This window comes from Xanthomonas sp. LMG 8993 (assembly GCF_009835065.2).
Taxonomy (GTDB): Bacteria; Pseudomonadota; Gammaproteobacteria; order Xanthomonadales; family Xanthomonadaceae; genus Xanthomonas; species Xanthomonas arboricola.
On sequence record NZ_QVIF02000001.1, the window covers coordinates 235530 to 260996 of the forward strand.

A 25467-nucleotide genomic window follows, 5' to 3' on the forward strand; every position below is an offset into this window, starting at 1 on the left:
GCCAAATGGATTTTGTTGTTCCATCCAATTCACTTCGAGTCGTGTTGCGCACCGTCGCTCTGCTTCTGGTGCTCGCGCTTCCCGGCACTGCACAGGCTGCACGCCAGTGTCCTGATGGGTCAACGGCTGGCTCGGCCAATGAATGCCCGACTCCAGTAGAGAAGAAAGAGAACGACCCCAAATACATCAGTGGATCCGTGCCGACCACGATGGTCGTCGGCCAATCTTATGCCGCAAGCATTACTTTCCAAAATACAGGTTGGAAGGCGTGGACGTCACAAGAAGCATATCGTCTTGGCAGCCAAGGGCCGACCGATAATTCGACTTGGGGGACAGGGCGAGTTGAGTTGGCATCCAGCGTTGCCCCCGGCGCGAACACAACCTTCAATTTTACAGTCCGTGCGCCGCTGACCGCCGGGACTAAGTTGTTTCAATGGCGAATGGTTCGGGACGGCGTGGCTTGGTTTGGCGGGCTTGGCTATCCGGTGGACATCAATGTTCTTCCGTCCGTCATAAAGGGCGGCATTGACGGTATCAACTCAACGGTGATTTCTGGCTGGGCCTGTTCCACGAACCTGGCTCAATCAGTCGATGTGCATTTTTATCTCGACGGCCCGGGAGGGACAGGAAACTTTATTGGCGCCAAAACAGCGAATCTTCCTAGCGAGGCTGGGGTGGCGGCTGAGTGCGGAACATCAGCGACAAATTACCGTTTCTTGTTTCCCATAGATGAGAACTTCATTCTCCAAAACGGGGGGAAGGTGATTTTCATCCATGGCATTTCGCCGGTGGGTGCGGCGCACGACACGATCGCGGGTTCTGGAAGTCTGCGGGTTCCTGCTATTGATCGTAGTTCGGTATTCGTCAGTCAGGCAGTGCCGGCAGCCATGACGGTGGGTCAGTCTTACCCTGTCGAGGTGACCTTCCGGAATACCGGCAACGTTACTTGGCGCAGATCATCCACCTATCGTTTGGGCTCTGCGAACCCGCTGGACAATGGCAGATGGGGAACAGGCCGTGTGGAGCTGCCCAACGATGTGCCGCCAGGCCAGTCGATCAGGATTCCGTTCACAGTGGTTCCACAAATGTCTGGCGCGCTCAATTTTCAGTGGAAGCTACTGCAGGAGGGCGTGGTTTGGTTTGGCGAAGCGAGTCCCAACCAGGTCGTTACCGTGCAGGCGGTCAACCAACCACCGAGCGTTTCACTGATCGAGCCGGTCAACGGAAAAATGCTCTACGCGCCTGGCACGGCTACCCTTCGCGCCAATGCCAGTGATCCGGAAGGCGGTCTGGCCAGTGTTTCGTTCTATTCCAACGATGCTCTAGTTGGAACCATCGGCGCCGCACCGTATCAAATTACCTTGAACAATTTGGCGGTAGGTAGCTACCGTTTTAAGGCTGTAGCTCGTGACGTGAATGGGCTAACTGCCGAGTCTGGCCAGGTCGCCCTTACAGTAAGGACTCCTCAGGGTCCGGCCAGAGCCGCCCGTAGCTATGTTTACGACGCGAACCAACAGCTCTGCAAGGTCATCGAACCCGAAAGCGGGTCTACGGTCATGGCCTACGACGCTGCCGGGAATTTAAGCTGGTCAGCCAGCGGTCTGGACCTGCCCAGCACGACCAGCTGTGACTTGGATGCCGCTGCTGCCAGTGGCCGCCAGGTTCTGCGAACCTACGATAGCCGCAATCGTCTGAAGACTCTGCGGTTCCCTGACAAGAATGGCAACCAGGACTGGTCCTACACCCCGGATGGGCTTCCTGCTCAAGTGACAACGCTAAACGATGCAGGCGGCTCATCGTTCATCAACGTTTACAACTACAATAAGCGTCGGAAATTAATTTCCGAATCCGCGAACCAGACCGGTTGGTTTAATTGGGCGATCGGTTATGGATACGATGCGAACGGAGCCCTCGCAAGTCAGAGGTATCCGACTGGGTTAGAGGTCAGCTATGCGCCGAATGCCTTAGGGCAGCCGACAGCGGTCCGCGACCACACAGGAGCCTATTACGCGTCTGGGATTAGCTACTACCCTAATGGGGCTGCTCGCCAGTTCACCTACGGCAATGGCATCGCCCACTCCTTAGTGCTCAACGGCCGTCAGATGCCGCAACAGGTCCGTGATGCGAACGTTGCGTCGTTTGAATATCAATACGATGCCAATGGCAACGTCACGACAATCTATGATCAGCAGAGGGGCGTCGGCTATAACCGCCACATGGGTTATGACGGCCTTGATCGGCTAGTCGAAGCCGGGTCCGGCCGGTTTGGCGGTGACTCGTGGAATCGCTACACATACGATGTGCTGGATAACATCCTCACTGCTCAACTGCCTGGGGTGAACGAGAAGAACTATTGGTATGACGCCAAGAACCGTCTGACCAGCGTCTTCAACAATTCCGGAGCAACAACGATTGGATTGAGCTACGACCCGCAAGGAAACCTGAAGAACAAGAATGGCCAGGTCTACACCTTTGACTATGGGAACCGTCTGCGAGATGTCTCCGGCAAGGAAAGCTACGCCTACGACGCTTACGGTCGCCGCACCGTGGCGGGTAGACCAACCACACTGACGCCGCAGGTCTACACCCAGGCGGGTCAGTTGTTCTACACGGAAGCGTCGGGCAAAGGCGGCGTTGAATACGTCTACCTCAATGGGAGCCTGCTCGCCACGCGTAACGCGGGGGCCATCAAGTTCCAGCACACCGATGCGCTGGGCAGCCCGATAGCTGTGACGGACACCGCCGGCCAGGTAGTAGAGCGCACCGACTACCAGCCTTACGGCAGCCCTATCGGCAAGACGGTCGATGGCATCGGCTACACCGGTCATGCCATGGACGGTGCGACCGGGCTGACCTACATGCAGCAGCGCTACTACGACCAGGACCTCGGCCGGTTCTTGAGCGTGGATCCGGTGGCCGCGGACTCGGTGTTCTCGGCGAATTTCAATCGCTATTGGTATGCGAACAACAATCCGTATCGGTTCACCGACCCGGATGGGCGAGATGTCAAATGTGACGGAGTTAAGTGCCACATCAATAGCCGTAATGGTTACGAATTCTTGGCGGTCGATTTGCCGCGATACACCGCCATCACTATGCAGACCGCTGTATTGGACACCGCAATCGCCTACGTCCAGGCAATCCAAGCAGTTGCAAACGTTACCCAAAGTGGGGAGCCACAGACTAGCAACAATCCTTATGATGGCCCGGTGGACAGTCCCGTCATCGTAGTAGATGGTGATGGCAACGCTATCCCGGTTGAACAAGGAGAGCAGATAAAGGGTTCGCCTGACGGTAGATATCAGCAGGTTCTCGGTCAAGATGGCAGGCCAACAGGAACGCGTTTGGACAAAGGCGGGCACAAGGGACAATCTGATCCAAAAGCTCAGGGACCTCACGGGCATCGCCCTGGTGTAACTGATGACACGGGAAATCCGCACTTGCCGCTAAACCCGCCAATCCCTGAAAAGCGAGAGGATAATTAATGCCGAAGTTCAACTATGACGACCGTGTTCGTGTGATAAGCGGTGCTGGCGCATCAGCTAGACAAGGCGCCAATGGGTGGGTCGTTGGAGTCTTTGAGAGCCGGCCTGCCGGAGAATATTTCCAAGCGTTTCCAGAAGGTGTGGTCTATTCGATAGAATTCGAGGATGGCCAAGCTCTGGAGATACATGAGGTCGACTTGGAAGCCTTGGAATAGTTTGGTGCCATGTTTTTCTGACGCCCAAGGTATGGCTCCCACGATGTGGAGGGAGACAAATTTTATGCACTCAATTACAGGCACAGAACCAAGACCAGCTGTAGCGATTTCAGAACAACGACTGTCCTCAGCTGAAGCTTGGTAATGCAGCGGTGCTACATAGGCCACCTGTGGATGGAGAACTCCGCCTTCCGCAGCCCCGCCGAGCCTGACGGAGCCAGGAAGATAAGGCTGAGCGAGAGCTACCAGAAGAACCGGTTGTGCGGAGTAGCACCAGGCAGGCATGGCTCCCAGTTTGGCGGGCATGCTGCTGCGATGAGCGCTATGGCGAGATATCGGGCATGTCTTGCATCACCGGGAAGCTGGTTTCCGCTTGTTCGTGACTAGCCGCTTGAGAGCGATCTGCTGGTCACTGACCCTGAGTTCGGCAAGTGGTCCTTTCAAAGCTCCGAGCTGTAAGGCACCAGATTCCGCGATGGCTAACGAACTCATCCTGGACGACTGCTTGGCATTTCGGTCGTAGGCAATGGCGATGAGGCCATGGGCGTTGAACACCAGAGCGCTGGCTCCAATAGCCACGCAGCCAGCGGAAGCCTTCTTCGCACCGGCGTCCACCATGACGAAGCGAAATCCTTTGAACGTCATGTCCGCACTGACGTGCCAGCCCGCTTTGATAGCCGCCTTGGCCTCAGGGGATGGGTTGGGCGGCGACGACCGTGGGCATTGCTCGTCCGCCACCAGCTGCTGCTTTGGCGAAGGCAGCTGAGTGGTGGGCACCAGTCTTATGGAACCGACGCGCTCGGTCGAAAAAGCAGGGGTTCCTGCATTCAACGGAGGCGTTACTGATGAGTTCGCTGCAGTTTCTACTGTCGTCTTATCTGGTGCGCTCTCTACGTCAGCAGTGCGAAGCGTTAGCGCTACCGTCATAGTCAAGATGATCACCGCAGAAACAGCTAATGGAGCCCAATCTGCAACTTTTTGCGGTGCCCAAGCTGGCAATGAGGTAGGAGTAGGGCGAGTCACCATGGCCCATCATAGATTGGGTTGATTGGCGGAGCTATGATGGCGCTTCAAGCCAATGGACAGGGAGATCCAGCGTAATGAACGATTTTGAACAGGTGCCTTTTGGCGCCAGCGATTTTGCGGAAAACCCCGAGAACCGATGCGCCTGCCTGCTGCTGCTGGACACCTCAGGTTCCATGGGCGGCAAGCCCATCGAGCAGCTCAACGCGGGCCTGCTGCAGTTCCAGGAAGAACTGAACTCGGACTCGCTCGCCGCCAAGCGGGTGGAGGTCGCCATCGTCACCTTCGGTCCGGTCCAGACCGTAACCGACTTTGTCACGGCAGATAGCTTCTATCCTCCCGTGCTGTCGTGCACCGGAGACACACCGATGGGTGCGGCGATCGAGCAAGGCTTGGAGATGGTTCGGCAACGTAAGGAGATCTACAAAGCCAATGGTGTTTCCTACTACCGGCCTTGGGTGTTTCTCATCACCGATGGTTCGCCGACCGACGCATGGCAACGCGCCGCAGCCTTGGTCCGGGAAGGGGAAGCGACAAAGAACTTTCAGTTCTTCGCGGTTGGCGTGCAGGGGGCAGACATGGACACTCTTGGCAAAATCTCCTCACGTGCACCGCTGCATCTCAAGGGCCTCCAGTTCAAAGAACTGTTCAAATGGCTGTCCAACTCAATGAGCGCGGTGTCGCGTTCGACCCCGGGCGACAATGTGCCTCTGGTCAACCCCGCTGCCCCGGACGGCTGGGCGAGCGTCTAATGGATCTGCAGGACTGGCGCATCGTGGCGGCGTCCTCCATCGGCACTTCCCACATCAAGTTTGGAACGGACTGCCAGGACGCCTATGGACAGGAATTCTTTCCAGAGCACGGCACCGTGCTGTTGGTGGCGTCGGATGGTGCGGGAAGTGCATCTCAATCAGAGACCGGTGCGAAGCTAGCGACGTCGGAGATTCGGGATTGTGTGCGCAACCACTTTGAAGACGGCCATGGCGTTGAAGAGATAACGCGGGACGTGGTCTTGAACTGGCTCGCCGGCGTTACGACCCGTATTGCGCACAGGGCTGCGGCCGACGGGTTGGAGGTCAGAGAGTATGCTTGCACGTTGGTGGCGGCTATCGTCTCCCCGACGCATACATGCTTCTTCCAGGTGGGCGACGGGGCCATTGTTATTCGCCCTCGCGGCGATGATTGGGCCTATGTGTTTTGGCCCCAGCACGGGGAATACATCAACACGACCGTCTTCGTCACCGATCCGGCGGCCGTGTTAAACGCGGAGTTTTCCTGCAATGTGGGCGCGGTGGATGAGGTCGCGGTGTTCACCGATGGCATCGAAGCCTTGGTGCTCCACCAAGCCACGCAGAGCGTTCATTCGCCCTTCTTCGACAAGATATTCGCGCCGGTCCGTGCCTTAGAGGGGGCAGGCTACAGCGAAGATTTGTCCTCTAAGTTGGAAGCCTATCTTGCCTCGCCAGTGATCTGCGAGCGGACGGACGACGACAAGACGCTCCTGCTTGCCAGTCGGCTGGCGAAGCTGCCAGACGCACCGGCGCCAGTAGAGGACGCCTAAGTGGTTTCACCTGCTCTGGTTGGTAAATCCGGACCGGTTCGGCTGGGAAAGCAACTGGGCAAAGGGGGAGAGGGAACGGTCTTCGAAGTCGAGGGGAGGCCGGACTCGGCTGCCAAAATCTATTTGGCTGCGGTAAGCAGTGAGAGAGCCGACAAGCTGGTGGCCATGGCTGCCCTTCGGACCGCTGCGCTGGATCAGCTCACTGCTTGGCCTACTGAAGTGCTGCGGCAATCCGATGGCAAGGTCTGTGGCTTCGTCATGGCCAACCTTCGTGCGTCGAAGGACATACATAAGCTCTACAGTCCGAAAAGCCGTCTGGCGGAATTTCCCCAGGCCGATTGGAGACTGGTTGTTCGTGCCGCCTTGAACACGGCCCGTGCATTCTCAGTTATTCACCATGCGGGTCACTTGGTTGGGGATGTCAATCACGGAGGCGTGCGGGTGTCACCCGATGCAACCGTGAAGCTGATCGACACGGACAGCTTCCAGGTTTCGCATCAAGGGCGCACCTTCCTCTGTGAGGTCGGCGTTCAAGACTTTACGCCGCCCGAGCTCCACGGAAAGGCCTTCAAACAAGTCACACGAACCGCCAACCACGACAACTTCGGCTTGGCCGTCCTGATTTTTCAGATGCTCATGAACGGTCGGCATCCCTTTGCTGGCCGATACAGCGGGCCGGGCGACATGCCAATCGAGAAGGCGATCCCTGAGTTTCGCTACGCCTACGGCAAAGACACTGCGCGCACCCGCATGAAGCCCCCGCCATTGAGTGCCTCGCCGGCCGCGGCATCACCTTGGGTTGCAGACCTCTGGGAAAAGGCCTTTGGCATCGAGGGGGCCAAGCCGGGCGGGCGGCCCAAGGCAGAAGACTGGGTCCAGGCCCTGACGAAGCTGGAGCAGCACTTCAAACGGTGTTCTTCCAGGCCGTCCCATTCCTATTTCAATGGGCTGGCTGAGTGCCCATGGTGTCCAATTGAACGCGCCGGGATTTCGCTCTTTGGCGGTGCAGCGGTCGTCATCCCCAAGCTGGCCTCCGGTCCCTTCAACCTGGATGCGATTTGGCGAGATATCACGACAGCAGTGTTGCCACCCATGCATGCGCTGCCACAGGTGAAGGTAGTGCCTGCCAATCCCCAGATTCAAGCATTGGGCCGCAGGCACACCTTCTGGAAAACGACCGGGTGGCTGGTGGGGCTGCTTATTGTGGTGCTTGGCATCGCGCTTTCTGCGGTGCTAGCCCCCGTGTGGGCGTGTCTGGGGTGGGCGATGGGCGCGTGGGTCAACAGCCGTGGCCGTTCGGACTTTGCACCACTGGCGTCCGGCTATAAGCAAGCGAAAGCCCAATACGACGGGCTCGTCGCTCGATGGAAGCAAGAGCAAGCGGACACTCAGCTTCAAGCGAAGCAGAATCAGCTTTGTCCGCTGCGGGATGAGCATGCCGGTCTGCATGCGGAACGAGAAAGGCGTTATCGAGCGCTGTCCAACAACCGCGAACAGATCGCACGCAAACAGTTCTTGGATCAGTTCGAGATTGAGCGAGCCACTATTCCGGGCATCGGGGCGGCGAAGAAAGTCATGCTGGAATCGTTTGGCATCGAGACGGCAGCAGATGTGAATCGCAATGCGGTTCTAAACGTTCCGGGGTTTGGGCCCGCGCTGACCGACCGCCTTATGAAGTGGCGGCAGGAAAAAGAAGCACGATTCCACTTCAACCCGAACTCAGCAATCGATCCCAGGCAGGTCGCGGATCTAGATCGAACCATTCAAGCAAGAAGGGCCCAAATCGAGGCAGACCTGGTTGCCGGCCGCAGTGCCATTCTCCAGATGCGACAGGCCGCGATGGCTCGTCGCAGGTCTTTAGAGGAAGCCATGAGTGCCGCGGTGGAAGATTTCTCACAGCGGACAGCAGACGCTAGGGCTGCCGGGGTTCTTTAAAAGTCATTGCTGACAGAGGCGATCGCTAGGGCAGCTCTCTAGGCATGACTCGGGATAGGCCCGCAATGGCTGAGGCGAACCCCGCTCCTGATCCCAGACGAGAAATCTGTAGTAGCTCGTTGAGGCCGGTGTCGCTGCGCAGGGCGACCTCTTCGTATTGGCATACCGGCAGCTCCCGATTGTCCTTGAAGCGGCGGTCAGGGCCTCCTTTCTTATTGACGTAACGCCATGTCCGATCCACCACCGTTGCATCACGCGGAACGCTGCCATCCTCAATAAAGCGAGTGGATGACACCAGCACCTGTAGCTCTTTGTAGCCCACCGCGCCAACGCCATTCGCGTCGTAGATCAGAACGCGGTCCGGGAAAAAATGGAGTGCCTGGGTTCCGACATTGACGGCGATGGTCTTGATGTTCGTTTTGACAAATGGGGGGGGCGCTGAGGCAAAACGCGTCGGCTTGCGCTTAACAAGGGTTCCTGCCCCAGCGTGGTATTTCCGGTCGAAGACCTTGGCGTGGGAGGACACGTGCCACGTGGCATAAGCGGAGGCTATGGCGTGGGCTCCTGCGTGGAGTGCTTCCAACGCCTTCTCCATCGGCTCGTCCAGTTCATACATCAGAACTGCCGTCTTCCGGAGCTGATCCTTCAAATGCGCTGCGATGATAGCTCCCACGCCCAAGAAGGCCATCATGACCAGCGCCCAGTCCGGGGCTTCGTTGCCAGCCGCAATCAAAAGGACTAGCGCCGAAACCATAGCGACGCCTGGCCACATGCGCCACCTCTTCTTCTTTGTATTGAGCTCTTCCAGCAGTGCTTGGGAGGACGAGTCCACAATCGTGGTCGCGTCGGCCGAATCTATGTCGACCATCGGGCCATGCGTGCGCGAAATTTCAGGCCATTGTGGGGGTGAAGACGGGGAGTACTGGGCACCAGGCACGGGACGGACGGAACCGCGTGGTGACACCGGACGAGGACGCGTAGCTCCCGAAGGAATGGTCGCGCGGTAGTAGATGCCGCCTGCACCCATGTGCACGTAGTTACCCCGCGGACCAGTCCCGACCCGGAACCCCTTGATCCCGGCCGAGACGCCAATCCCGCCCTTCGACAAGTTGAACCGCAGAGGTCCAACCCTCACGCTCTTGCGCAGATAAAGTCCCATGCTTAGGCCCCCCTAGGCCTCCGTGCCAGATGCTTGTATAGCACGTGGCTCCGCTGCAGTAGCGGGTTCGGGGTGCCTCGGATGGTTCCGCTATTCGTCAGCGTTTGGCATCAACAGCTTTTGGACGCGCGCAGCACGCACCTTGGGCTCCAGCTTAGATAGCGCCACCAAGACTTTTGCCAGTTGGTCTTGCTGAGTATGGCTCTGCTCCCCCAATGCCAAAATTGCGTCGGCCATCCCAGGGGTGCCCGCCAGTAAAAAAGCAGGCGGCACTTCCAGCGCTTCGGCCATCTCGAACAAAGCCTCGAGGCTGATGGACATGGCTCCGGATTCATACCGGGATATCCGCGCTGACGCTGTGTCTTTGTCCAGGCCCATTCGCATCCCTACCTCGCGCTGACTCAGGCCCCGTCGTTCGCGGGCTTGGCGCAGGCGCGCGGCCACGATCTCCCGAGGGGCGGGAGTGGCGGGCTTCACAGGCTGAATCGATGCAGTGCAGGCATGGAAAGAGCATGACGGAAGCCTTACGCCACGGGTAGACTCTACGTGACACGTAAGTTTGTCGCAACTTGGCACAAGGAGCAGGGCATGAAGAAGCAGTGGGCTGCAGTCACGGGCGCGTGCGTCCTGGCAGCAAGCATGGCGGTGCAAGCGCAGGACAGGGGAAATCTTCTTCAGCACATTGGGCGGGCTATCACCTGGGCTCCGCAGGTATCAAGGGACAGGGCCAAGAGCCCGTATCTCGATCCGCAAGGGACCTACTGGGACCTCGACCAGGACGAACTGGCAGGCGCGCAACACATCCGCGCTGGGTTGGCGTCCACGGCCTCGGCGGGCTACCACACCTGCGATGCGGGGCTGATTGCGTTGACGCGGTCCAGCTACCGGTTGAGCAAGACCGAGCGCGAGCAGTGCTTGTATGGCGAGTGGTTGATCGACACGAAGCGGAACGGCCCGAATGGCATCACCCCTCAGGAGCCGGAAGCCGTTGAGCGCAAGTATGGCGCGGCCTTTGATGCGCGGGCCGAGCGCTTCCGTGGAATCCAGCGTTTTGCCGTTCGCCCCAACATCGTGGATCAGCCGTCTTATGACCGGCAGCGCGGCATCTTGGATATCTACGTGCCGATTCCTTGGATCACCGGATTCCAGGTAGAGGGCATCACCGGCGAGGGGTTTGTCCCGACCAGTGCTCGCAGTGAGCGATCTGTTTGGACACCCCAGCATGCCGGGCACTTTCATCTTCCGATCCGTATGAGCGAAAGCGAGGCAGCCGGATTGTTCAAGCAGGGCAGGGACGCCAGGGACGATCTGGTGGTCTTCACCGTCAAGCGGGTCTGGTTGGAGAACGGAGACCCGCGCGCCGAGGTGGACGTCGAGCGCGTCCAGGTGGGTTACCGAAACGAGGTCATCGGAGTGGACCTGACCAAACAGAAGAAGGGAGAGTCGTGATGCGGACTATTCAACGTGTTTGGATTTCGGCGTGCTTCTTGGCGTTGGGCTTGTCGGCCTGTGGTGCAGAGCATGCGCCGAGCAAGGAGGACGCTGCCAAAGCGGTAGAGCGATTCTTTACTGAGCAGGGGAGGCAGGCAACGCTTCAGCGGACTTGGCGGTTCGAAGTCAAGGAAGCGAGCGGGCTGGAGATCGCCTGCACAAAACTGCCCAACGGTGATCAGGACTGTCGGATCTCCGGAAGTGTCGATGGACTGGGCTTCATTGGCGATCAGCCTACGACGCCGAAGGCCAAGGAAATGCGCCTAAAGATGACGATGAAGTTCCGGCCGGCGGGCGAAGGTTGGGAACTGGTCGACGTGACCGACAACGGAACATCTGCGGGCTGACCCTCGACCAACCACTTGCCATGCGGTTGCCGTGACACCGTTTGGTCTTGCTCCTAACAGAGGAAAAGAGATGAACCACCAAGCGAACTACCAGCGGCTTTATGCACCAACCGGGCCGGCTGCCATGATCCTGCCCTGCGTCATCCTCGGGCCCTTGGGCATGCTGTTGTTTGGAGCAGGCCTCGACGCTGTCTTCAAGACCCAGCAGCTGATGGGCTTGGTCTACTGTGTAGGTGGGCTGCTGATCGCCGGCTTCCTGGTGTTCTGCCTGATGCTGCACATCCGCGCCCAGCAGGTCTGGGCTTGGCATGTCAGGACCGGTCGCATTCCCTACTTTCGCAAAGGCGGATTCCTGAAGGGGGCGCTCGTGGGCGGCGGATTGGGGCTTGCTATCGTCTTCGGCTGTGCCGTGCTTGGCTGGAAGTTCGCGGAACATCGGGTCTACGGTGAGGTCGCTACGGCTGCCTTCTACCTCGCGTTCTTGTGGGGCAGCGTGATCGTGGTGGCTCCAGCGCTCATCGTTGGCTGGGCGAGGCGGGCATGGGAGCGCACGGCGCCCCCTCCAAATTAGCTGTTCCTAAGATTCACAAGTTCGCAATAAGTGAGCAGCGATGCGTCGGAAGAAATGTCGTCGCTTGTCCTGACAATAACCACGTAGTTAGCAGGCCGGGGAACTAAAGCGCTCCCCGGCCGATCGATTGGTTGTGACACGTCGCGGTTGGCAAGTTAGACCAACATGCCGCCCAGGCGTCGCATCCAGTCCCGCACTTCGCCGCTGGGGTCGCGCTCATCTAGCATGGCGCAGGTCATGCGGGGAAAGGCTCGGTCTGCTAGTTTGGCTTTGGCTTTTTTGTCACCGAGCGGGGCACCATGACCTCGTTGTGCCGCAAATGCTTCGCCAAAGACTTTGGGTGTCGCCTTTCCTTCTATGGGATGGTCCGTCACCTCTATCTCAAACCCAAATGCCAACGCGATGGCATCCTTGTGCAGGTAGCTCTCGATCTCGTGCTTAATGGTGATCACGGCCCATGACCCGTCTCCTCGGTCGTTCACCTGCTCCGCGCTATCCGCGTAGGCCGGAACATCTCCATCGTAGATGTGCACCTCCCGCTTTCCGAGGCCGCGCAGGTAGTGCTGATTGACCCAATGCTCTAACGTCCCCCCTCCCAAGACGACAAACGCTACGCGCGAATCAGTGCCCAGGTTTGGCAATGTTGAGTCAGCTTCGTGGAGAGCGTTAGATAGGGCCTTTATTGCGAGGACATCGGTAGGTCCCTCCACGCACACCAATACTTGGATCCGACTGTCAGGAGTCACGCCCAGTGCCTCTGCGACCCTGCCAAACACGTCTACGCCCGATTCGATCTGAGGTTTTTTGGTCTCGGTGTGGCGAGAAACATAGCGGATGCTGTCTTGGGGAAGCGATGAAGCGAACCCGGGACTGTGAGTGGTCAGGATGACCTGGCAGCCTGGATCCTCGGAAAGCGACTTGAACGAATCGATGAGGATGCGTTGGTTGTTGGGGTGCTGCGCGGTTTCCGGCTCCTCAATCGCATAGATAATGCTGCGCTTTGTGCTCGTTTTGAGCCGGCGCTCGGCCTCAGCTTTGAAGAAGCTGACCAGCACAAGCCTCCTTACGCCGCTACCGCGTTTGTTCAGCGGGATGCCATCGTCCGTGTTTAGACCCAGCGAAAAGAGGCCCTGCCACTTGGCGGGAGTAGGGGGGCTGAACTCAGGCGTCAATTCGCTTGCAAGACTGGGATCGATAGTGGCCAAAGCCGCGTGCGTGTTCTTAGCGATCTCCTCTGCCTTCTCTCGGACCTTTGCCTGAATTCGGGCGATGTCGTCTTGGACTTCGGCAATTGCGGCAGCTACGGCCGCTTTCATCGGACTCTGGACTTCAGTGTCGGAGTCGCGGCTGCTCCGATCACTTTGGAAGAGCGCAAACATGGGCATGTGCGGCTCGATTTGATCCCATATGCGCTTGACGTCCTCTTTGGGTTTGCCTACCGAGATGGCGACCTCTTGAAGCTTGAGGTCACCTGCGGCACCCCATAGAGCGCGACGCATACCGGGATTGCCCTTCAGAGGAACCTCCAAGCCAAGGTCTTTCACCTTTTTCTGAAGCTCTTTCTCCTTCAGCTCCAGAAGATTGTCGAAATCCGTGGCAGTGGGGTGGAAGCCCAGGACAAACACATCAGCAGACGGCTTTTTGCTGGAGCAATCGTAAGATTTCCGAATCTTCAGCCGACCATCTTGCGACAGCAGATATTCGTCGGCCAAGGTTGTGTCTGCTCCAGCGTCCAGCGTCAGTGTCGGTGGCAGCTCCGAGAACTCGCAGGTGACCGACACAGTCTTGTTGGCATTGTGGACATGGGCGTCGCCCTGCTCCATAGACACCACGTCCGAGTTGAAAAAAATCTCCAGCGCTTCGAGGATGGCTGATTTGCCGATATCGTTTCGACCCACGAACGTCGTTAAGTCGTCGAGCTCAACCCGGACTTCTTCGCCATAGCAGCGAAAGTTGGAGATACTGACTGCTTCCAAGCGCATATCGTCGCTCCCCCTGAGCGTCTTCCATACGGCCAAGTCGGCCGCCTCAGAATCATGCCTTGGGGCAGGCGGGGCGGCAACGGGGTGGTTTCGCCCACCAGCTGACAGCACCAAAATCTAGGGGTTAGAACTTCGCATCCTTACCCAGCTGCTACCGTTGGAGCACCGCCATCTGATGGGCCCGCTCTTCGGGGTTCTCCGTGGTTTGATAGAGGTTCAACACTGGGAAGCGGTTGTTCTCGAACGTCCCGTAATGTTGGTCACGTCCTCTTGGCGAACCCGGGCATTCTTGAGCTTGGTGACCACATGTCGTAAAGCATGGAAACCGAGCTCACGGGCAAACCTGGAGCACATGAGGGCGACAATGTGGCGGACGGGACCGGGGCAGCGAGCGCATTGGTCGAGCGCGATCTCTGGATTGATATAGGTGCCAAGAAATCGATCGAGAGCCTGGGTTATGTGGTTGGGGGAAGGCAAAGTATCTTCCTGACGTCGGCTTGAGGGTAGCCGGCTCGCGGTCTCTGAGCTTCATGCTTCCACATGTGTAATTGACGCCCCGTTGATCGGATTCGCTCCGTCGTCACTTCAACATCGCTTTTCTTCAATGTTTGGCTGGATAGGGTGCAGTTTCCCCTAATCTAACGAGGACATTCTCATGGCCGAACCCAAAGAAAACCTGCTTGATTGGCTCCGCGATGCTCATGCGATGGAACAGCAGGCCGAAACCATGTTGAGGGGCCAAGCGTCCCGCATTGAGCACTACCCGGTCTTGAAGGCGCGGATTGAAGAGCACATCCAAGAAACGATCGGCCAGCGAGAGTTGCTCGATGGGTGTATCAAGCGTTTGGGCGGTTCTCCCTCCACGATCAAGGACGTGATGGGCAAGATGGCGGCTTTAGGCCAAGCGGTGGGTGGGATGACCGCATCAGACGAAATCGTGAAAGGCGCGATGGCCGGCTATGTCTTTGAACACCTCGAAATCGCGTCTTATACCGCGCTGATCGCGGCGGCCAAGACCGCCGGTGACCCGGAAACGGCACGCGTGTGCGAGGAGATCTTGGTTCAGGAGGAAGCAATGGCCGACTGGCTTGCGACGCACCTGCCAGAACTCACCGAAGAGTTCCTGGTGCGCGATGCCACTCCGGGCGTTGAGGCGAAGAAGTAACGATTGGCTCTTCATCGGCGCCTTGTCGGATGCGCTATGACGGCCGACGGGCGCTGATCTGCGTTACATCCTAGGTTCTGCGATAGACGTGGGTGCCGAACTTCTAGAGAGCGAGCACCGTAAGAAGCAACACCAGCACGATGGCAAATAGCCACAGATCGAGGAGATCACCATGACTGATGACAAGAAGAACACGGGTAGCCCGGACCGCGATCGGATCAACGTCAATGAAGACTACGAGCTGCAATATTGGACTAAGGCCTTGGGCGTCAGCGCGGAGGAGCTTCGGGCAGCGGTCAAAGCCGTCGGCCCAACCGCGGCGGCAGTGCGTAAACACCTGGGCAAGTAACCGGGAGTAGGGCATGTCCCTCACCGAATACCGCCGGAAGCGCAGCTTTGACAAGACCAAGGAGCCCGAGCCAGGGAAGGTCTTGCCATCCGGGCAGCGCGCGATTTTCGTGGTTCAACTCCACCATGCCAGCCGCCGTCATTACGACTTCCGGCTCCAGGTAGGCGATGCGCTCAAGAGTTGGGCTGTTCCCAAAGGGCCCAGCTACGACCCCAAGGTCAAGCGCATGGCGGTGGAGGTCGAAGACCATCCCGTGGACTACGCCGGCTTCGAAGGCGAGATTCCGAAAGGGCAATACGGGGGCGGCCACGTCGCCCAGTTTGACCACGGGGTGTGGGCCACCTCAGGCGACCCGGAGGCCCAACTCGCCAAGGGACACCTGCGTTTCGAGCTCTTTGGCACCAAGCTCAAAGGCGGTTGGCATCTGGTCCGGTCGGGCAAGCCGGCCAAGCAGCCGCAATGGCTCCTTTTCAAAGAAGACGATGCCTTCGCCAGCGATGTGGAGGCAGATGACCTGTTGGGCGACGTCACCTCGCCGCCTCCTGAAGATCTGAAGCGGGCAGGGGCTGGCAAGGCAGGCAAGAAAAAGCTCACGGCCGTGGCCCTGCCAAGTAAGGGCCGTCGCAAGGACTGGGCGAAGAAGGCCGCCGCGCTGACCAATGCCAAAAAAGCCAAGCCGCCAGAGGTTCCCTTCGAACCGCAGCTGGCCAAGCTCGGCGACGCTCCACCTCAGGGCGACGAATGGGTGCATGAGATCAAGTGGGATGGCTACCGCATCCTGGCCACCATTGCGGAGGGCGAGGTGCGCCTCTGGTCACGCAATGCCCTGGAATGGACCGAGAAGATTCCTGAAATCAGGGATGCCGTTGCAGCCCTCGGGCTGAAGTCAGGGGCACTGGATGGGGAACTCATCGCCGGCAACGGCACAAAGGAAGACTTCAACCTCCTGCAGGCCACCCTGTCTGGAGAACGGCAAGGCGCGTTGGCCTATGTCTTGTTCGATCTGCTCCATATCGATGGGATAGACGTTACCGATGCGCCCCTGCTGGAGCGCAAGGAACTCCTGCAGGAGCTGTTGGAGGGCAGCCCAGGGCACTTGGCCTTCAGCTCCCACATCAAGGGCGATGGGGAATCGGCCTACCGGCTGGCAGGCGAGCGCCACTTTGAAGGCATCATTTCAAAGCGTGCAGACCGGGCCTATCACGGGGGCCGGGGCGAGGACTGGAAGAAGACCAAACAGCTGGCCAGCGACGAGTTTGCCGTGGTGGGTTACACGGCCCCGAAGGGCAGCCGCACGGGCTTTGGGTCGTTGCTTCTGGCCAAGCCTGACCCCAAGCACGGCTGGCTCTACGTGGGCCGGGTGGGTTCAGGCTTCTCCGATGTGCTGATCAAAGAGATTGCCCAACTGGTCGGCCGAGCTGGTGGAAAGACGCCTACCGCTTACGTTCCCACCGAGGACACCGACCTTCGCTCGGCCACGTGGTTTGAGCCGAGGTTCGTGGTGGAGGTCTTTTATCGCGGCATCGGCGGGCAGCAACTGCTGCGCCAAGCCTCGCTCAAGGCGGTCAGGCGAGACAAGGACGTGGCCGATTTGGCCGACTCGGATAGGGCTGCCACCGTCGAACAGCCCGCCGATGCCCCCCAGCTCAAAACCCCTGGCAAGCAGCTCAAGAGCGCCTCAAAGCACGGCAACGCTTCAAAGCACCGCACCGCTTCAGAGCACAGCACGACCCCGACAGGAACCCAAGGCCGCACACCGCCTCGGCTGTCCAGTCCGACCAAGGTGATCTTTCCTGACATCAAGGCCACTAAGCAGGACGTGTGGGATTACTACACGGCCGTGATCGACCACTTGTTGCCCGAGGTTATCGGTCGCCCCTTGTCGATCATCCGGTGCCCCAGTGGGACCGCCAAACCTTGTTTCTTCCAGAAGCACCACACCGCAGGCCTGGAGCTCGTGGATTCGGTGCGGCTAAAAGAAGACAGCGGGATCAACGCCCACTATTTGGTGGTCAGGGATGCAGCCAGCTTGCTTGAGCTGGTTCAGTTCAACGCGCTGGAGTTCCACCCGTGGGGCAGCCACGCGGAAGCGCCTGATCGCGCCGACCGCGTTGTCTTTGACTTGGACCCCGGCCCCGACGTGCCCTTTTCCGAAGTCAAAAAGGCAGCCGTGGATATCCGCAAGCTGCTTGAACAGTTGGAACTGGAGTCGTTCTTGCGGGTGTCAGGCGGCAAGGGGCTGCACGTGGTGGTGCCGTTGAACCCGGGGTGCGATTGGGACCTGACCAAGCGTTTCGCCAAGGGGTTTGCCGACGCGTTGGCACAATCGGAGCCGACCCGCTTTTTGGCCACCTCGACCAAGAGTCTCCGCAACAAACGCATTTTTGTGGACTACCTGCGCAACGGCCGCGGGGCGACAGCGGTCGCGTCGTATTCCCTGCGCGGCCGCCCCGGCGCCCCGGTGGCCATGCCCATTGCCTGGAGCGAGCTTGCCAAGCTGACCCGTGCGGATGCTTTCGCCATGAAAGACGTGCCGGCGAAGTTGGCTAGACGCAATAAAGATCCTTGGGCGGATATCAACACGATCCAGCAAAACCTGGCCCGGTGGGCGCAAGACGCTTGATCTGGCCGCCTGCCTTGATACTGATTTGGGAGAGAAACCGATGCGTCGATCCATCCTATCCGCTGCCGCAGCCCTCGTCTTAACCGCGTGCGGGGGCGGAAACACCGAGTCCAGTGTCCAAGCTCCTGGGGCGGAGGAAACTGCCAAGACGAAGGCTTTGGAAACGGGTGCGGCAGTGATGCAGGATCGGCCGCCGATCGATGCCGTCAACGCCTACCTGGACGGCTTTCATTTCTACAATGGTCAGATGAAGCTCCAGATGGAGGCTCATCATTACTGCTCAATCCTCAACGAGGATGTCATTCAGTGCACCATCTACGATGGCAATGTGAAAGACGCCAAGCTGATGGGCGTGGAATACATCATCAGCGAGAAGCTATTCGCGGGCCTCCCTGAGCAGGAGAAAGCGCTCTGGCATAGCCACGTCCAAGAAGTGAAATCGGGGCAGCTGATCGCACCAGGGATCCCGGAGGTGGCTGAGCATGAGCTCATGGAGAAACTCATCCGCACGTATGGGAAAACGTGGCACACCTGGCACACCGACTTGGACAAAGACCTTCCGCGAGGCATGCCGCAGTTGATGATGGGCTTCACGGAAAATGGCCAAGCGGACCCGGCGATGGTGGCGGCCCGCGACACGCGGCTTGGCGTCAGCAGCGAGGACAAGCGAAAGCGCCGCGCCGATATTGCTGCGCCGAACATAGACCCGGGCGCAGACGCCTGGCGAGAGGGGACGGTGATCCAAATCCAAGACCCAAGCGGTAGACACGCTCACGAGACCGAGAGCCGGGATAAGGAGCCTTCCAACCAGAAGGAGAACGCGACGTCCAAAGGCTCGACCGACCAGTAGCTCCAGGAATGCTCGGTCGGGCGGCCGACCAGGCCCGATGCACTCCTCTCATGCAGCGCTCGCAGTCGGTTGATAGGGGGCAGTCAGATGATTCAGGTCCTAGGCAAGCTTGGACCAGCGCTCATGAAACGACCTCGTATACGCGGCTCTCCTATGCAAGGGTCGTTCTCGCCCAGGTTGGCTTCACGGGTGCTGACATAGCGGTTGAGTAGGTGGTTGAGTGCCTATTTCACTGTGACCATAAAACGAAATAATCACTTTGTGTCTCCGGCGCGAAGGCGACTTCCACCCTGGCCATCTTCCATAATGGTCACGCAGCATCTATTCAGTTTCTTTTGCGTATATGCGTCATACGGTTTAGACCATCTACGCCCATAAGGAGCGCATAAATGCCTATGTCTTTCTCGCGAGCCCTACTCTCCGTCACATTCGGCCTGGCAGTTGTAACCACGTCTACCATTGCTGCCGCAGAACAGCAGGATGGAACACAATCTCAGCGAGCATTGAACGATCGGGCGACCGCAGACCTACGCACTCGCATCGGGGCCACGGGAGAGCGGATCGAGGAGGCTCTGCGTGGCGGCGCAATCACGAGCGTTCGTGCGACCACGCTTCAGCGCCAGGTGGAGCAGACCCAGGCGAGCATGGACCGCCTTTCTCGCCAACAGGGTTTCGTGAGTGCAGGACAATTGGCCTCGTACAATCGCACCTTGGGTGCAATCGATGTTGAACTCGATCGTCGCGGCGTCGCCCGCAGTTACGGAAATGATGCGTTGGTGGCATCCGACAGCAAGCGCCAGGCTCGGAGCTTCCGCTACGATTGCCAAAACGAACCGGTCGCAATTGCCATCCCAGGGGATCAGCTCGACCGCGCCCTCGACCAGCTGCGCTTGACGACCCGCTGTCCGATTTCTGGCACCGATCTCGCGCGCGGTAAGCGTTCCCAGCCAGTGGTGGGCACAATGACTCCAACCGCCGCCTTGCAGGCAATGCTCAATGGAACAGGCCTCCAGATGCGTTCGATCAAGGGCGGCTTTGAGGTTCTCCGTCTGCCTCGGTGATGAGGTAGCCAGAGTATCGATGGGCTACTAACCGACCATGTGCACGAGGACGGTTGATCGGTAACAACGGGTGAGCACTCTATGGAGCTTTGTAGTCCATGGCTGTCCAGTATCGACCGCTGAGTCCAATTACGGATAGAACTTGCGAACGGTCTCGTTGGTCTGGTTGATCAGGGTGATTTTCGACATGTATCAAACTCCTTTTGGTCGCAGGGAGAAATCCTATGTTGACCATTAGTGCAAAACGAATTGGGTAGCACAAGCTAGGGTTCCGCTCTTTTGAGATCTGCTTCGCTTTTTCTGAGGCTGGAAGAGTCACCCGTAACGGGCAGCCCCATGCGTGCGCACAAGCACCTGGTCGCCCATAAAGCGTGGCAAGGTCAGCCCATCACAGGAGATCTTATTCAGCGATTTTTTTAGGCTACTCATCCGACAACTTGGGTAAAAGAACCACGTAAAAGCCGGGAAGTGGCGCTCTGACGCTCGGGCCAACTCCCTTTTATCAGCCCAGCTGATGTCAGCATCCATCAAGCGCTCCCCGAAGGTCTGGCGTAGCGCTGAGAATCCGCTTTTTTTGATGCCATGAGAGCGCAAGTATCGAGCGAACTTGCTCCTAAGCCATGCGGCTGTGTCGGCTGTTCGCTCCCTCTGGCTGGTGGGAAAGAGTTCCCGCCTGTCCTTGCTTTTGATGGCTGCGACGTAGTCCGGAAACCCGGCATCAAGCAACACTTTCGGCACCGGAATTGACCCTGTGCTATGCCTCTGTCGAGTTCGGTATTTGGAGGCAGTGGCGCTTTCCGATTCCGGCGTAGCTCGATTCTTGAGCACGATGCACATCAGCCCGGCGGGTTCGATGATGTCGTCGATAGACAGCGCAGCCGCCTCCGATGCCCGGACACCCATGTAGAGTCCGAGCAAGGGGGCCCAAAAAAGCAGCGGTTCGTTGGCTGCCCATTGATCGTAGGCCGGAGATGCGAAAATCGTCGCTAGGTCGCTCTCAGCAAGACGCTGCGGGCGTTGGCGGTGAGATTCGGCATTCATAACAAATGCTTTGCTTGCGGTGCTGCGAGGTGTTCGAAAGGTTACTTTGCCAGGTAGGCATTGATTGAGAAGAGAGGACAGATGTTCGGCAGTAGGCGTGCTGGTGATGCTCATGATTGAATTCCGAAAGGGTGGGGAAGGGAGGGTGGAGAAGGGCGTTGAGGTTTGAGCCCGCTACTTGGTCGCTGGCATCCGTTTTCAGTTGCTTAGCAACGGATGGTCGAAACAAGTGACCTTGCTGCGGCGATGACGCGGCAGCAAGATCGCAAGTCGCGATAGCAAAGCAAGGTGCGGTCAGGGGTAGAACTTGCGGGGATCCGACAACTGTTCGGCGAACTGTCCTCGGCGATACTTGGGCAGCTCAACCGGCGGCTTGTATTTCGCCAGAATTCTGATCTGCGTGGCCCGAGCAAGCTTGGGCTTCTTGTGGAAATACGCGTCATGCAAGACGGGCACGTTCTTCCGCAGCGAATGGCCGGTAATGAGGGCGATGTCTTGGTCGGACACGTTCTTGTGGTGAAGCTCGGTGGCAAGCGTGTGGCGGAAGGTGTGAGCGCCGATCCCCTTTCCGAAGCCCAAGGTCTTCATGTAGCTGCTGAACTGGTTCACCGCGCCTTGGCTGTAGCGCGCATTGGTCTCACCCGTTTCCCGGTTCACGCCCGCAGACAGATGCGGAAAGAGTCTGGGATGGCCAGTAGCCTTGATGTCCTCCAGAAAGTCCAGGAAGCCGGCATCGAGCAATGGTTTGGGGATGGGCAGGGTGCGAACTGCTGCTTTGCCTTTCAGGCTTTGACGGCTCCTGTCTCGATCCTTATGCCTGAGATCGGCGTCGACCGTTTTTTGGATGCGGATACACCAGACTTTTGCCTCTTCAACGATGTCGGCCACCTTCAACTGAGCGAGCTCGTTGATGCGAGCGCCCGTGTAGAGCGAGATCATGGGGAGCCACCACCGGTGTGGATACTTCTTGGCCCAAGCCGGGAACGTCTTGGGTGAAAAGATGCGCTGAAGCTCTTCCTCGTCGAACAAGCGCTCGGGCTTGTTCGTGTCCACGACTAAGTCTTTCTTGATTTCCGGGAACGCTTCCATCGGCGACATGGGAATCGCCTTGGCTTTCACCAGCTTGCCGAAGAAGGTCACCAGGAACCGCCGGTGCTTCTCCAGTGTGGCGGGAGCCGGCGGCGTCACGCCAAGTTCCTTACCAAGGGCCACCGCCTGCTCGAAGGTGTAGTCCCGATACTTGAAGTCGGATAGTAGAAGCGGTGGTGCCCAACGCAACAGGTCCCAAAGCTTGTAGATGTGAGCGTGGTCGATGCGCGAGACAGGGACGTCACCGCAGGCAATCCGCAAGAGCTTCAGCGACCGAGCCGTGTCCTCGACGGTCTCTTTGGCCAAGCCGCACCGCTCGCGATAGCTGAGGTAGTCCGAGATCTCGACCGACAGCAAGCGCGCCGGCGATCCGAGTGGCAGGGGCTCTGGGTAGAGCGTCCGATTCTTACTGAGGCGCACTCTACGGGAGCGCTCATCCGCGCGGTCAAAGAGTTCTAATGCGTGGATCGCGGCTTCACGGCCCGTAATGTTGATTTCGGAGGCCCGGACGTTGCCAACATGGACATCCTTGATTTGTAGGAGCCCAAACGGGGAGGTGATGTAATCGCGGAGTTGTTGCTGGACGATAGAGGACATTGCTTGCTTCCATTGTTTCAATGGAAGTAGTGATAAAACAGCCCGGAAATTCGTCAATCAAAACGGGCTGTTTTTTCTTTTCCTGAAGCAAACTCTACCGCAACGGTGTCGCATGGACTTGAGCCAAAATTATTATGTTCGCTTTCAACTCGATAGATCCATGTAATTCAATGATTTAAGTCTGACTGGCGAAATATTTTTGAGTGATTTGCCCTGGCATTATTGTACTGTTTAATGCAAATAAGCTAACTAAAACAGCTCTTATGTTAGCTTTTAAGGTGTACCGTTCCTAAATAATCAATCAGATGTTAGTATTATCTCGGTAAATAAGGCGGCCAAAAACGGGAGTTAACTAACATGGACCCCTTTGAGGGCGTGGTGCTGGACTACCTGCGTGCGGATCGCGCGCTGTTCGTCAGCAGCCAGTGCTGTATCGGGCTTCCATGGGGGGGCAATCCGAGCACCGAGTCCGCACTGATGTTGCTGGGTGACGGCATGCCGTGCCGGGAGCTGGCTTTGAAATTTTTGCTAAAGGTCTCGGTCCCAAGAGCGACTCATGGTCATCATATACGTGCCCCCCTGGCTGCCAATGGCAGCGTGTGAGCAACGCCGTAATTGATGATTTCATTCTGTCTAACTTGGTGAGAGGCGCCAATGTCTAATGAAGGAAAATTTCTGAATCACATCTTTCGCGTCGCTTTAGTCTTGGCGAGTTGTATAAAGCCACCTATCGCTCAGGCAGCTCCGGCTGATGGCATTCCAGCCGGTGATTGGCGCGGAATCCTGCGCACGAGCGAAGCCACAGGCCCGGTCTATGTCCGCTTGAGTGAGCGCGCTACAGGTGCTGGTGGCCCGCAGACCGCGGACTTGCGGTTTGGGCCTCCCTTCAACTGCTCTCTGGAGTTGCGGGCGCAGAACGATGGTTACGCAATGCTGTCGCGCAATGGTGGCAAGTTCTGCGACGTGCAGACCGGTAAACAGGCTCAGCTTCGGGTGATGGATGAGACAGCAGAGAGCATAGAGCTCACAGTGCTGGGACATGAGCAGCCTCTGGTCGTCACCCTAGACCAGAAAAGGGCAGAGTTGGCCGAAGCCGGTCGCTGGCGAGGTGCGGGCCTCATGGCCTCACAGTTAGAGATTGTTGCGACCAGCGTCCGGCCTGGGGATGTGCTTGGTCGCCTGCGCTATGGCGCTCCCAGGGATTGTCAAGTCGAGTTGCGATACGCCGGCCGCGTCGATGGTGCGTTGACTGCATGGATCGGCGCTAATGACCGTGGATATTGCCGTCAGCTCAGCGACGGCCAAGCCGCCATGCAGGTTCGTCCGGATGGCAGCGCGACGTTTTCGATGTTCGTCAGGGGTCAACGCGACACGGTGTTTTTTGAACGTGTGCCTTGATGCGCGCTAGGTATAGCTACGCACACTATCGCGCCAGCAATCACGTTCTTGGAGGATGTCGTGCCCTGGCGCTATCACTCCTGGAATCAAGGTGCCTACGAAGACCCAGCCGCTCGGCCTCGGCCAAGCCGGGTTTCAATTGCGTAGGTGACAAGTGTCGCGCGGCTCAGAACTTCCTGACAGCCTAAGCGGTGTCAGGCCTATAGGCCACGGAACGCCTGCAGCGCAACCTGACTTTGCCGGACGCGGGACCGATGGTCGCTCACCCCGCGTGACGCTTGAGCAGCGTCACGCCGGCACCCGGAACTGATTCCGCGCTGCCTTGGTGGATGCGTCTCAAGCAGTGCGACAAGGCTGCTGATACTCAAGCCCATGGACAGAGCCGAGCTTCGCCTTCACCTCGAACGCCTGGACGCAGCCGTTCCGACATTGCGGGCGTCGAGTCCTGATCGCCGCCACTTTTGGCGAGCTTTTACAGTCATGGCCGCTGCCATCGAGAGCAAGGCAGCGACGAGCGAAGACGCACAGTTCGTCGGCCGTCGGGCCGAGGAAATCTTGTCCTGGCACGGACTGGAAAACACCGAAAACCAAGTCTGAGTTCATGAGTGTTGCCAAGGCCATCCCGATGGTTGCGTGCTTCTCGTGCGCAGTGATGCGTGCGTAAGGCAAGCAAAGCTAGGTAGTGGCTTCATCAATGGCTGCAAAACCCAGCCATAGCCTGCTGACAACGTCAGTCGCTTCGTCAATCCGCACGCCGTTTGGCCCGTAAGCCTTGTTGGCATGCATGGTGTTTTCTCCACAATGCGCTGGGCCTCTCAAAAGGACCTTGGCTCCGCTGTCCCGACCGCAAGGGCAGGCCTCCTTCTCGACGCTGACGCTCTGTTGCGGCCCTTCGCTGCGCGCCTAACGGTGCTCGCTCTCGGGTGCGGTAGGCCCGGACGCTTCGCCTGTCGGTTCCCACGAGGCGCACAACGCGCCGGTGGAGACAAACCGATGAAGCGCACCCAAGATCTGAAGGCTCAATACCAACTCCAGATGGACGAGGAGGGTATCTTGCTCGCCGCCGCGACCATCCTGGAACAACGCCTTCAACGCCAAGGGCGGATTCACAGCCCCGAGCAGGCTGGCGATTACCTGGTCGCCCGCTGTGCCCACCTGCCGCGTGAGGTCTTCGGATGCATCTTCCTCGACACCAAGCACCACATCTTGGCCACCGAGCACCTCTTCAGCGGCACCATCGACGGGTGCGATGTCCACCCGCGAGTCGTAGCAAAGCGTGCCCTGGACCTCAACGCCGCCGCAGTCATCCTGTTTCACAACCACCCGAGCGGCAACCCGGAGCCCAGCGAAGCCGACCGCAAAGTCACGGAGCGTCTGAAGCAGGCCTTGGGCTTCCTGGACATCCGGGTTTTCGACCACCTGGTCATCGGTGGCCAGAAGAGCGTCAGCTTGGCCAGCAGGGGGTGGGCATAGCCCGCCCCTTCACCTGTGCCGCCTGCCGAAGCTAGACTGCCAAGGCAGATCC

Annotated in this window: 24 protein-coding genes and 1 pseudogene; 18 read left to right on the forward strand and 7 right to left on the reverse strand. The window is 58.5% G+C overall.

Annotated elements, in window-relative coordinates; all coding sequences use genetic code 11:
* Positions 1-5: 5 nt before the first annotated feature.
* Both DYQ94_RS00925 and DYQ94_RS00930 read left to right on the forward strand, forming a co-directional pair.
* Positions 6-3485: an RHS repeat domain-containing protein gene (locus DYQ94_RS00925; RefSeq protein ID WP_160954609.1), complete on the forward strand. Its 3480-nt coding sequence runs from the start codon at positions 6-8 to the stop codon at positions 3483-3485.
* Entirely contained in the window at positions 3485-3700 is a 216-nt protein-coding gene (locus DYQ94_RS00930; RefSeq protein WP_144410713.1) for a DUF8139 family protein, read from the forward strand. The genes DYQ94_RS00925 and DYQ94_RS00930 overlap by 1 nt, the downstream gene beginning before the upstream one ends.
* 351 nt (positions 3701-4051) lie before the next feature.
* On the opposite strand, the gene DYQ94_RS00935 is transcribed toward DYQ94_RS00930, so the two are convergent.
* The gene (locus tag DYQ94_RS00935; RefSeq protein ID WP_144410714.1) at positions 4052-4477 is read right to left on the reverse strand and encodes a hypothetical protein; all 426 of its coding nucleotides are present in this window, start codon (positions 4475-4477) and stop codon (positions 4052-4054) included.
* Between the two features lie 323 nt (positions 4478-4800).
* Here DYQ94_RS00935 and DYQ94_RS00940 point away from each other — a divergent pair, with 323 nt between their 5' ends.
* Genes DYQ94_RS00940 through DYQ94_RS00950 form a run of 3 tightly spaced genes read left to right on the forward strand, consistent with a single transcriptional unit; the run spans position 4801 to position 8219 of the window.
* Entirely contained in the window at positions 4801-5475 is a 675-nt protein-coding gene (locus DYQ94_RS00940; RefSeq protein WP_046342070.1) for a vWA domain-containing protein, read from the forward strand.
* Entirely contained in the window at positions 5475-6284 is an 810-nt protein-coding gene (locus tag DYQ94_RS00945) for a PP2C family serine/threonine-protein phosphatase (RefSeq protein WP_160954610.1), read from the forward strand. The genes DYQ94_RS00940 and DYQ94_RS00945 overlap by 1 nt, the downstream gene beginning before the upstream one ends.
* Positions 6285-8219 (forward strand): helix-hairpin-helix domain-containing protein, encoded by a 1935-nt coding sequence (locus DYQ94_RS00950; RefSeq protein ID WP_046342072.1) that lies wholly within the window; start codon positions 6285-6287, stop codon positions 8217-8219.
* Positions 8220-8244: 25 nt separating this feature from the next.
* Here the strand turns inward: DYQ94_RS00950 and DYQ94_RS00955 are convergent, their stop codons facing one another.
* The 3 genes and pseudogenes from DYQ94_RS00955 to DYQ94_RS00965 all read right to left on the reverse strand — a co-directional run bounded on the left by DYQ94_RS00955 (position 8245) and on the right by DYQ94_RS00965 (position 10059).
* A complete protein-coding gene (locus tag DYQ94_RS00955) occupies positions 8245-9087 on the reverse strand; it encodes a hypothetical protein (protein WP_237474890.1) in 843 nt (280 codons plus the stop codon).
* Positions 9088-9231: 144 nt separating this feature from the next.
* A pseudogene (locus DYQ94_RS00960) lies at positions 9232-9378 on the reverse strand (DUF4236 domain-containing protein); the annotation flags it as partial.
* A 90-nt stretch (positions 9379-9468) separates the two neighbouring features.
* Positions 9469-10059 (reverse strand): helix-turn-helix domain-containing protein, encoded by a 591-nt coding sequence (locus tag DYQ94_RS00965; RefSeq protein ID WP_311541747.1) that lies wholly within the window; start codon positions 10057-10059, stop codon positions 9469-9471.
* On the opposite strand from DYQ94_RS00965, the gene DYQ94_RS00970 reads away from it, so the two are divergent.
* The 3 genes from DYQ94_RS00970 (at position 9967) to DYQ94_RS00980 (ending at position 11787) form a co-directional block, all read left to right on the forward strand.
* Positions 9967-10827, forward strand: a complete 861-nt coding sequence (locus DYQ94_RS00970; protein WP_160954612.1) for a hypothetical protein — start codon at positions 9967-9969, stop codon at positions 10825-10827. The genes DYQ94_RS00965 and DYQ94_RS00970 overlap by 93 nt on opposite strands.
* Entirely contained in the window at positions 10827-11216 is a 390-nt protein-coding gene (locus DYQ94_RS00975; protein WP_046342074.1) for a class I SAM-dependent methyltransferase, read from the forward strand. The genes DYQ94_RS00970 and DYQ94_RS00975 overlap by 1 nt, the downstream gene beginning before the upstream one ends.
* Positions 11217-11286: 70 nt before the next feature.
* The gene (locus DYQ94_RS00980; RefSeq protein WP_237474885.1) at positions 11287-11787 is read left to right on the forward strand and encodes a hypothetical protein; all 501 of its coding nucleotides are present in this window, start codon (positions 11287-11289) and stop codon (positions 11785-11787) included.
* A gap of 155 nt (positions 11788-11942) precedes the next feature.
* Here the strand turns inward: DYQ94_RS00980 and DYQ94_RS00985 are convergent, their stop codons facing one another.
* Positions 11943-13769 carry an ATP-binding protein gene (locus tag DYQ94_RS00985; protein WP_160954613.1) on the reverse strand — a complete coding sequence of 609 codons (1827 nt, stop codon included), beginning with the start codon at positions 13767-13769 and terminating at the stop codon, positions 11943-11945.
* Positions 13770-14087: 318 nt separating this feature from the next.
* Here DYQ94_RS00985 and DYQ94_RS00990 point away from each other — a divergent pair, with 318 nt between their 5' ends.
* From DYQ94_RS00990 to DYQ94_RS01015, 6 genes are all read left to right on the forward strand, one after another.
* The gene (locus DYQ94_RS00990) at positions 14088-14270 is read left to right on the forward strand and encodes a hypothetical protein (RefSeq protein WP_160954614.1); all 183 of its coding nucleotides are present in this window, start codon (positions 14088-14090) and stop codon (positions 14268-14270) included.
* Between the two features lie 154 nt (positions 14271-14424).
* Positions 14425-14934, forward strand: a complete 510-nt coding sequence (locus tag DYQ94_RS00995; protein WP_082340521.1) for a ferritin-like domain-containing protein — start codon at positions 14425-14427, stop codon at positions 14932-14934.
* Between the two features lie 172 nt (positions 14935-15106).
* Entirely contained in the window at positions 15107-15283 is a 177-nt protein-coding gene (locus DYQ94_RS01000; protein ID WP_160954615.1) for a DUF3606 domain-containing protein, read from the forward strand.
* A 13-nt stretch (positions 15284-15296) separates the two neighbouring features.
* A complete protein-coding gene (gene ligD / locus DYQ94_RS01005; protein WP_160954616.1) occupies positions 15297-17906 on the forward strand; it encodes a DNA ligase D in 2610 nt (869 codons plus the stop codon).
* Positions 17907-17946: 40 nt separating this feature from the next.
* Positions 17947-18756: an OBAP family protein gene (locus tag DYQ94_RS01010; RefSeq protein WP_160954617.1), complete on the forward strand. Its 810-nt coding sequence runs from the start codon at positions 17947-17949 to the stop codon at positions 18754-18756.
* A 389-nt stretch (positions 18757-19145) separates the two neighbouring features.
* On the forward strand, positions 19146-19817 hold the full coding sequence (locus DYQ94_RS01015) for an STN domain-containing protein (RefSeq protein ID WP_160954618.1): 672 nt from the start codon (positions 19146-19148) through the stop codon (positions 19815-19817).
* 315 nt (positions 19818-20132) lie between these two features.
* On the opposite strand, the gene DYQ94_RS01020 is transcribed toward DYQ94_RS01015, so the two are convergent.
* Positions 20133-20972 (reverse strand): site-specific integrase, encoded by an 840-nt coding sequence (locus DYQ94_RS01020; protein ID WP_237474886.1) that lies wholly within the window; start codon positions 20970-20972, stop codon positions 20133-20135.
* Between the two features lie 180 nt (positions 20973-21152).
* On the reverse strand, positions 21153-22544 hold the full coding sequence (locus DYQ94_RS01025; RefSeq protein WP_184428984.1) for a site-specific integrase: 1392 nt from the start codon (positions 22542-22544) through the stop codon (positions 21153-21155).
* Between the two features lie 357 nt (positions 22545-22901).
* Between DYQ94_RS01025 and DYQ94_RS01030 the strand changes: the two genes are divergently transcribed.
* The 4 genes from DYQ94_RS01030 to DYQ94_RS01045 all read left to right on the forward strand — a co-directional run bounded on the left by DYQ94_RS01030 (position 22902) and on the right by DYQ94_RS01045 (position 25415).
* Complete coding sequence (locus DYQ94_RS01030) at positions 22902-23147, forward strand: hypothetical protein (protein WP_184429039.1); 246 nt, start codon at positions 22902-22904, stop codon at positions 23145-23147.
* Positions 23148-23198: 51 nt separating this feature from the next.
* Positions 23199-23942 carry a hypothetical protein gene (locus tag DYQ94_RS01035; RefSeq protein WP_235858416.1) on the forward strand — a complete coding sequence of 248 codons (744 nt, stop codon included), beginning with the start codon at positions 23199-23201 and terminating at the stop codon, positions 23940-23942.
* Between the two features lie 372 nt (positions 23943-24314).
* Positions 24315-24539, forward strand: coding sequence for a hypothetical protein (locus DYQ94_RS01040; RefSeq protein ID WP_047128362.1), 225 nt, complete (start codon positions 24315-24317; stop codon positions 24537-24539).
* A 396-nt stretch (positions 24540-24935) separates the two neighbouring features.
* Entirely contained in the window at positions 24936-25415 is a 480-nt protein-coding gene (locus tag DYQ94_RS01045; protein WP_160954620.1) for a JAB domain-containing protein, read from the forward strand.
* The last annotated feature ends 52 nt before the right edge of the window (positions 25416-25467 follow it).

What these genes read in the sequence shown, in the direction of transcription:
- DYQ94_RS00970 (WP_160954612.1), top strand. Translation starts at nt 9,967, where the DNA reads ATGAAGAAGCAGTGGGCTGCAGTCACGGGCGCGTGCGTCCTGGCAGCA.
- DYQ94_RS00985 (WP_160954613.1), bottom strand. Translation starts at nt 13,769, where the DNA reads ATGCGCTTGGAAGCAGTCAGTATCTCCAACTTTCGCTGCTATGGCGAA.
- DYQ94_RS00925 (WP_160954609.1), top strand. Translation starts at nt 6, where the DNA reads ATGGATTTTGTTGTTCCATCCAATTCACTTCGAGTCGTGTTGCGCACC.
- DYQ94_RS00930 (WP_144410713.1), top strand. Translation starts at nt 3,485, where the DNA reads ATGCCGAAGTTCAACTATGACGACCGTGTTCGTGTGATAAGCGGTGCT.
- DYQ94_RS01000 (WP_160954615.1), top strand. Translation starts at nt 15,107, where the DNA reads ATGACTGATGACAAGAAGAACACGGGTAGCCCGGACCGCGATCGGATC.
- DYQ94_RS01045 (WP_160954620.1), top strand. Translation starts at nt 24,936, where the DNA reads ATGAAGCGCACCCAAGATCTGAAGGCTCAATACCAACTCCAGATGGAC.
- DYQ94_RS00940 (WP_046342070.1), top strand. Translation starts at nt 4,801, where the DNA reads ATGAACGATTTTGAACAGGTGCCTTTTGGCGCCAGCGATTTTGCGGAA.
- DYQ94_RS00945 (WP_160954610.1), top strand. Translation starts at nt 5,475, where the DNA reads ATGGATCTGCAGGACTGGCGCATCGTGGCGGCGTCCTCCATCGGCACT.
- ligD (WP_160954616.1), top strand. Translation starts at nt 15,297, where the DNA reads ATGTCCCTCACCGAATACCGCCGGAAGCGCAGCTTTGACAAGACCAAG.
- DYQ94_RS01010 (WP_160954617.1), top strand. Translation starts at nt 17,947, where the DNA reads ATGCGTCGATCCATCCTATCCGCTGCCGCAGCCCTCGTCTTAACCGCG.
- DYQ94_RS00990 (WP_160954614.1), top strand. Translation starts at nt 14,088, where the DNA reads ATGGAAACCGAGCTCACGGGCAAACCTGGAGCACATGAGGGCGACAAT.
- DYQ94_RS01020 (WP_237474886.1), bottom strand. Translation starts at nt 20,972, where the DNA reads ATGAGCATCACCAGCACGCCTACTGCCGAACATCTGTCCTCTCTTCTC.
- DYQ94_RS00975 (WP_046342074.1), top strand. Translation starts at nt 10,827, where the DNA reads ATGCGGACTATTCAACGTGTTTGGATTTCGGCGTGCTTCTTGGCGTTG.
- DYQ94_RS01035 (WP_235858416.1), top strand. Translation starts at nt 23,199, where the DNA reads ATGTCTAATGAAGGAAAATTTCTGAATCACATCTTTCGCGTCGCTTTA.
- DYQ94_RS00955 (WP_237474890.1), bottom strand. Translation starts at nt 9,087, where the DNA reads ATGGTCGACATAGATTCGGCCGACGCGACCACGATTGTGGACTCGTCC.
- DYQ94_RS01015 (WP_160954618.1), top strand. Translation starts at nt 19,146, where the DNA reads ATGCCTATGTCTTTCTCGCGAGCCCTACTCTCCGTCACATTCGGCCTG.
- DYQ94_RS01025 (WP_184428984.1), bottom strand. Translation starts at nt 22,544, where the DNA reads ATGTCCTCTATCGTCCAGCAACAACTCCGCGATTACATCACCTCCCCG.
- DYQ94_RS00980 (WP_237474885.1), top strand. Translation starts at nt 11,287, where the DNA reads ATGAACCACCAAGCGAACTACCAGCGGCTTTATGCACCAACCGGGCCG.
- DYQ94_RS01030 (WP_184429039.1), top strand. Translation starts at nt 22,902, where the DNA reads ATGGACCCCTTTGAGGGCGTGGTGCTGGACTACCTGCGTGCGGATCGC.
- DYQ94_RS01040 (WP_047128362.1), top strand. Translation starts at nt 24,315, where the DNA reads ATGGACAGAGCCGAGCTTCGCCTTCACCTCGAACGCCTGGACGCAGCC.
- DYQ94_RS00995 (WP_082340521.1), top strand. Translation starts at nt 14,425, where the DNA reads ATGGCCGAACCCAAAGAAAACCTGCTTGATTGGCTCCGCGATGCTCAT.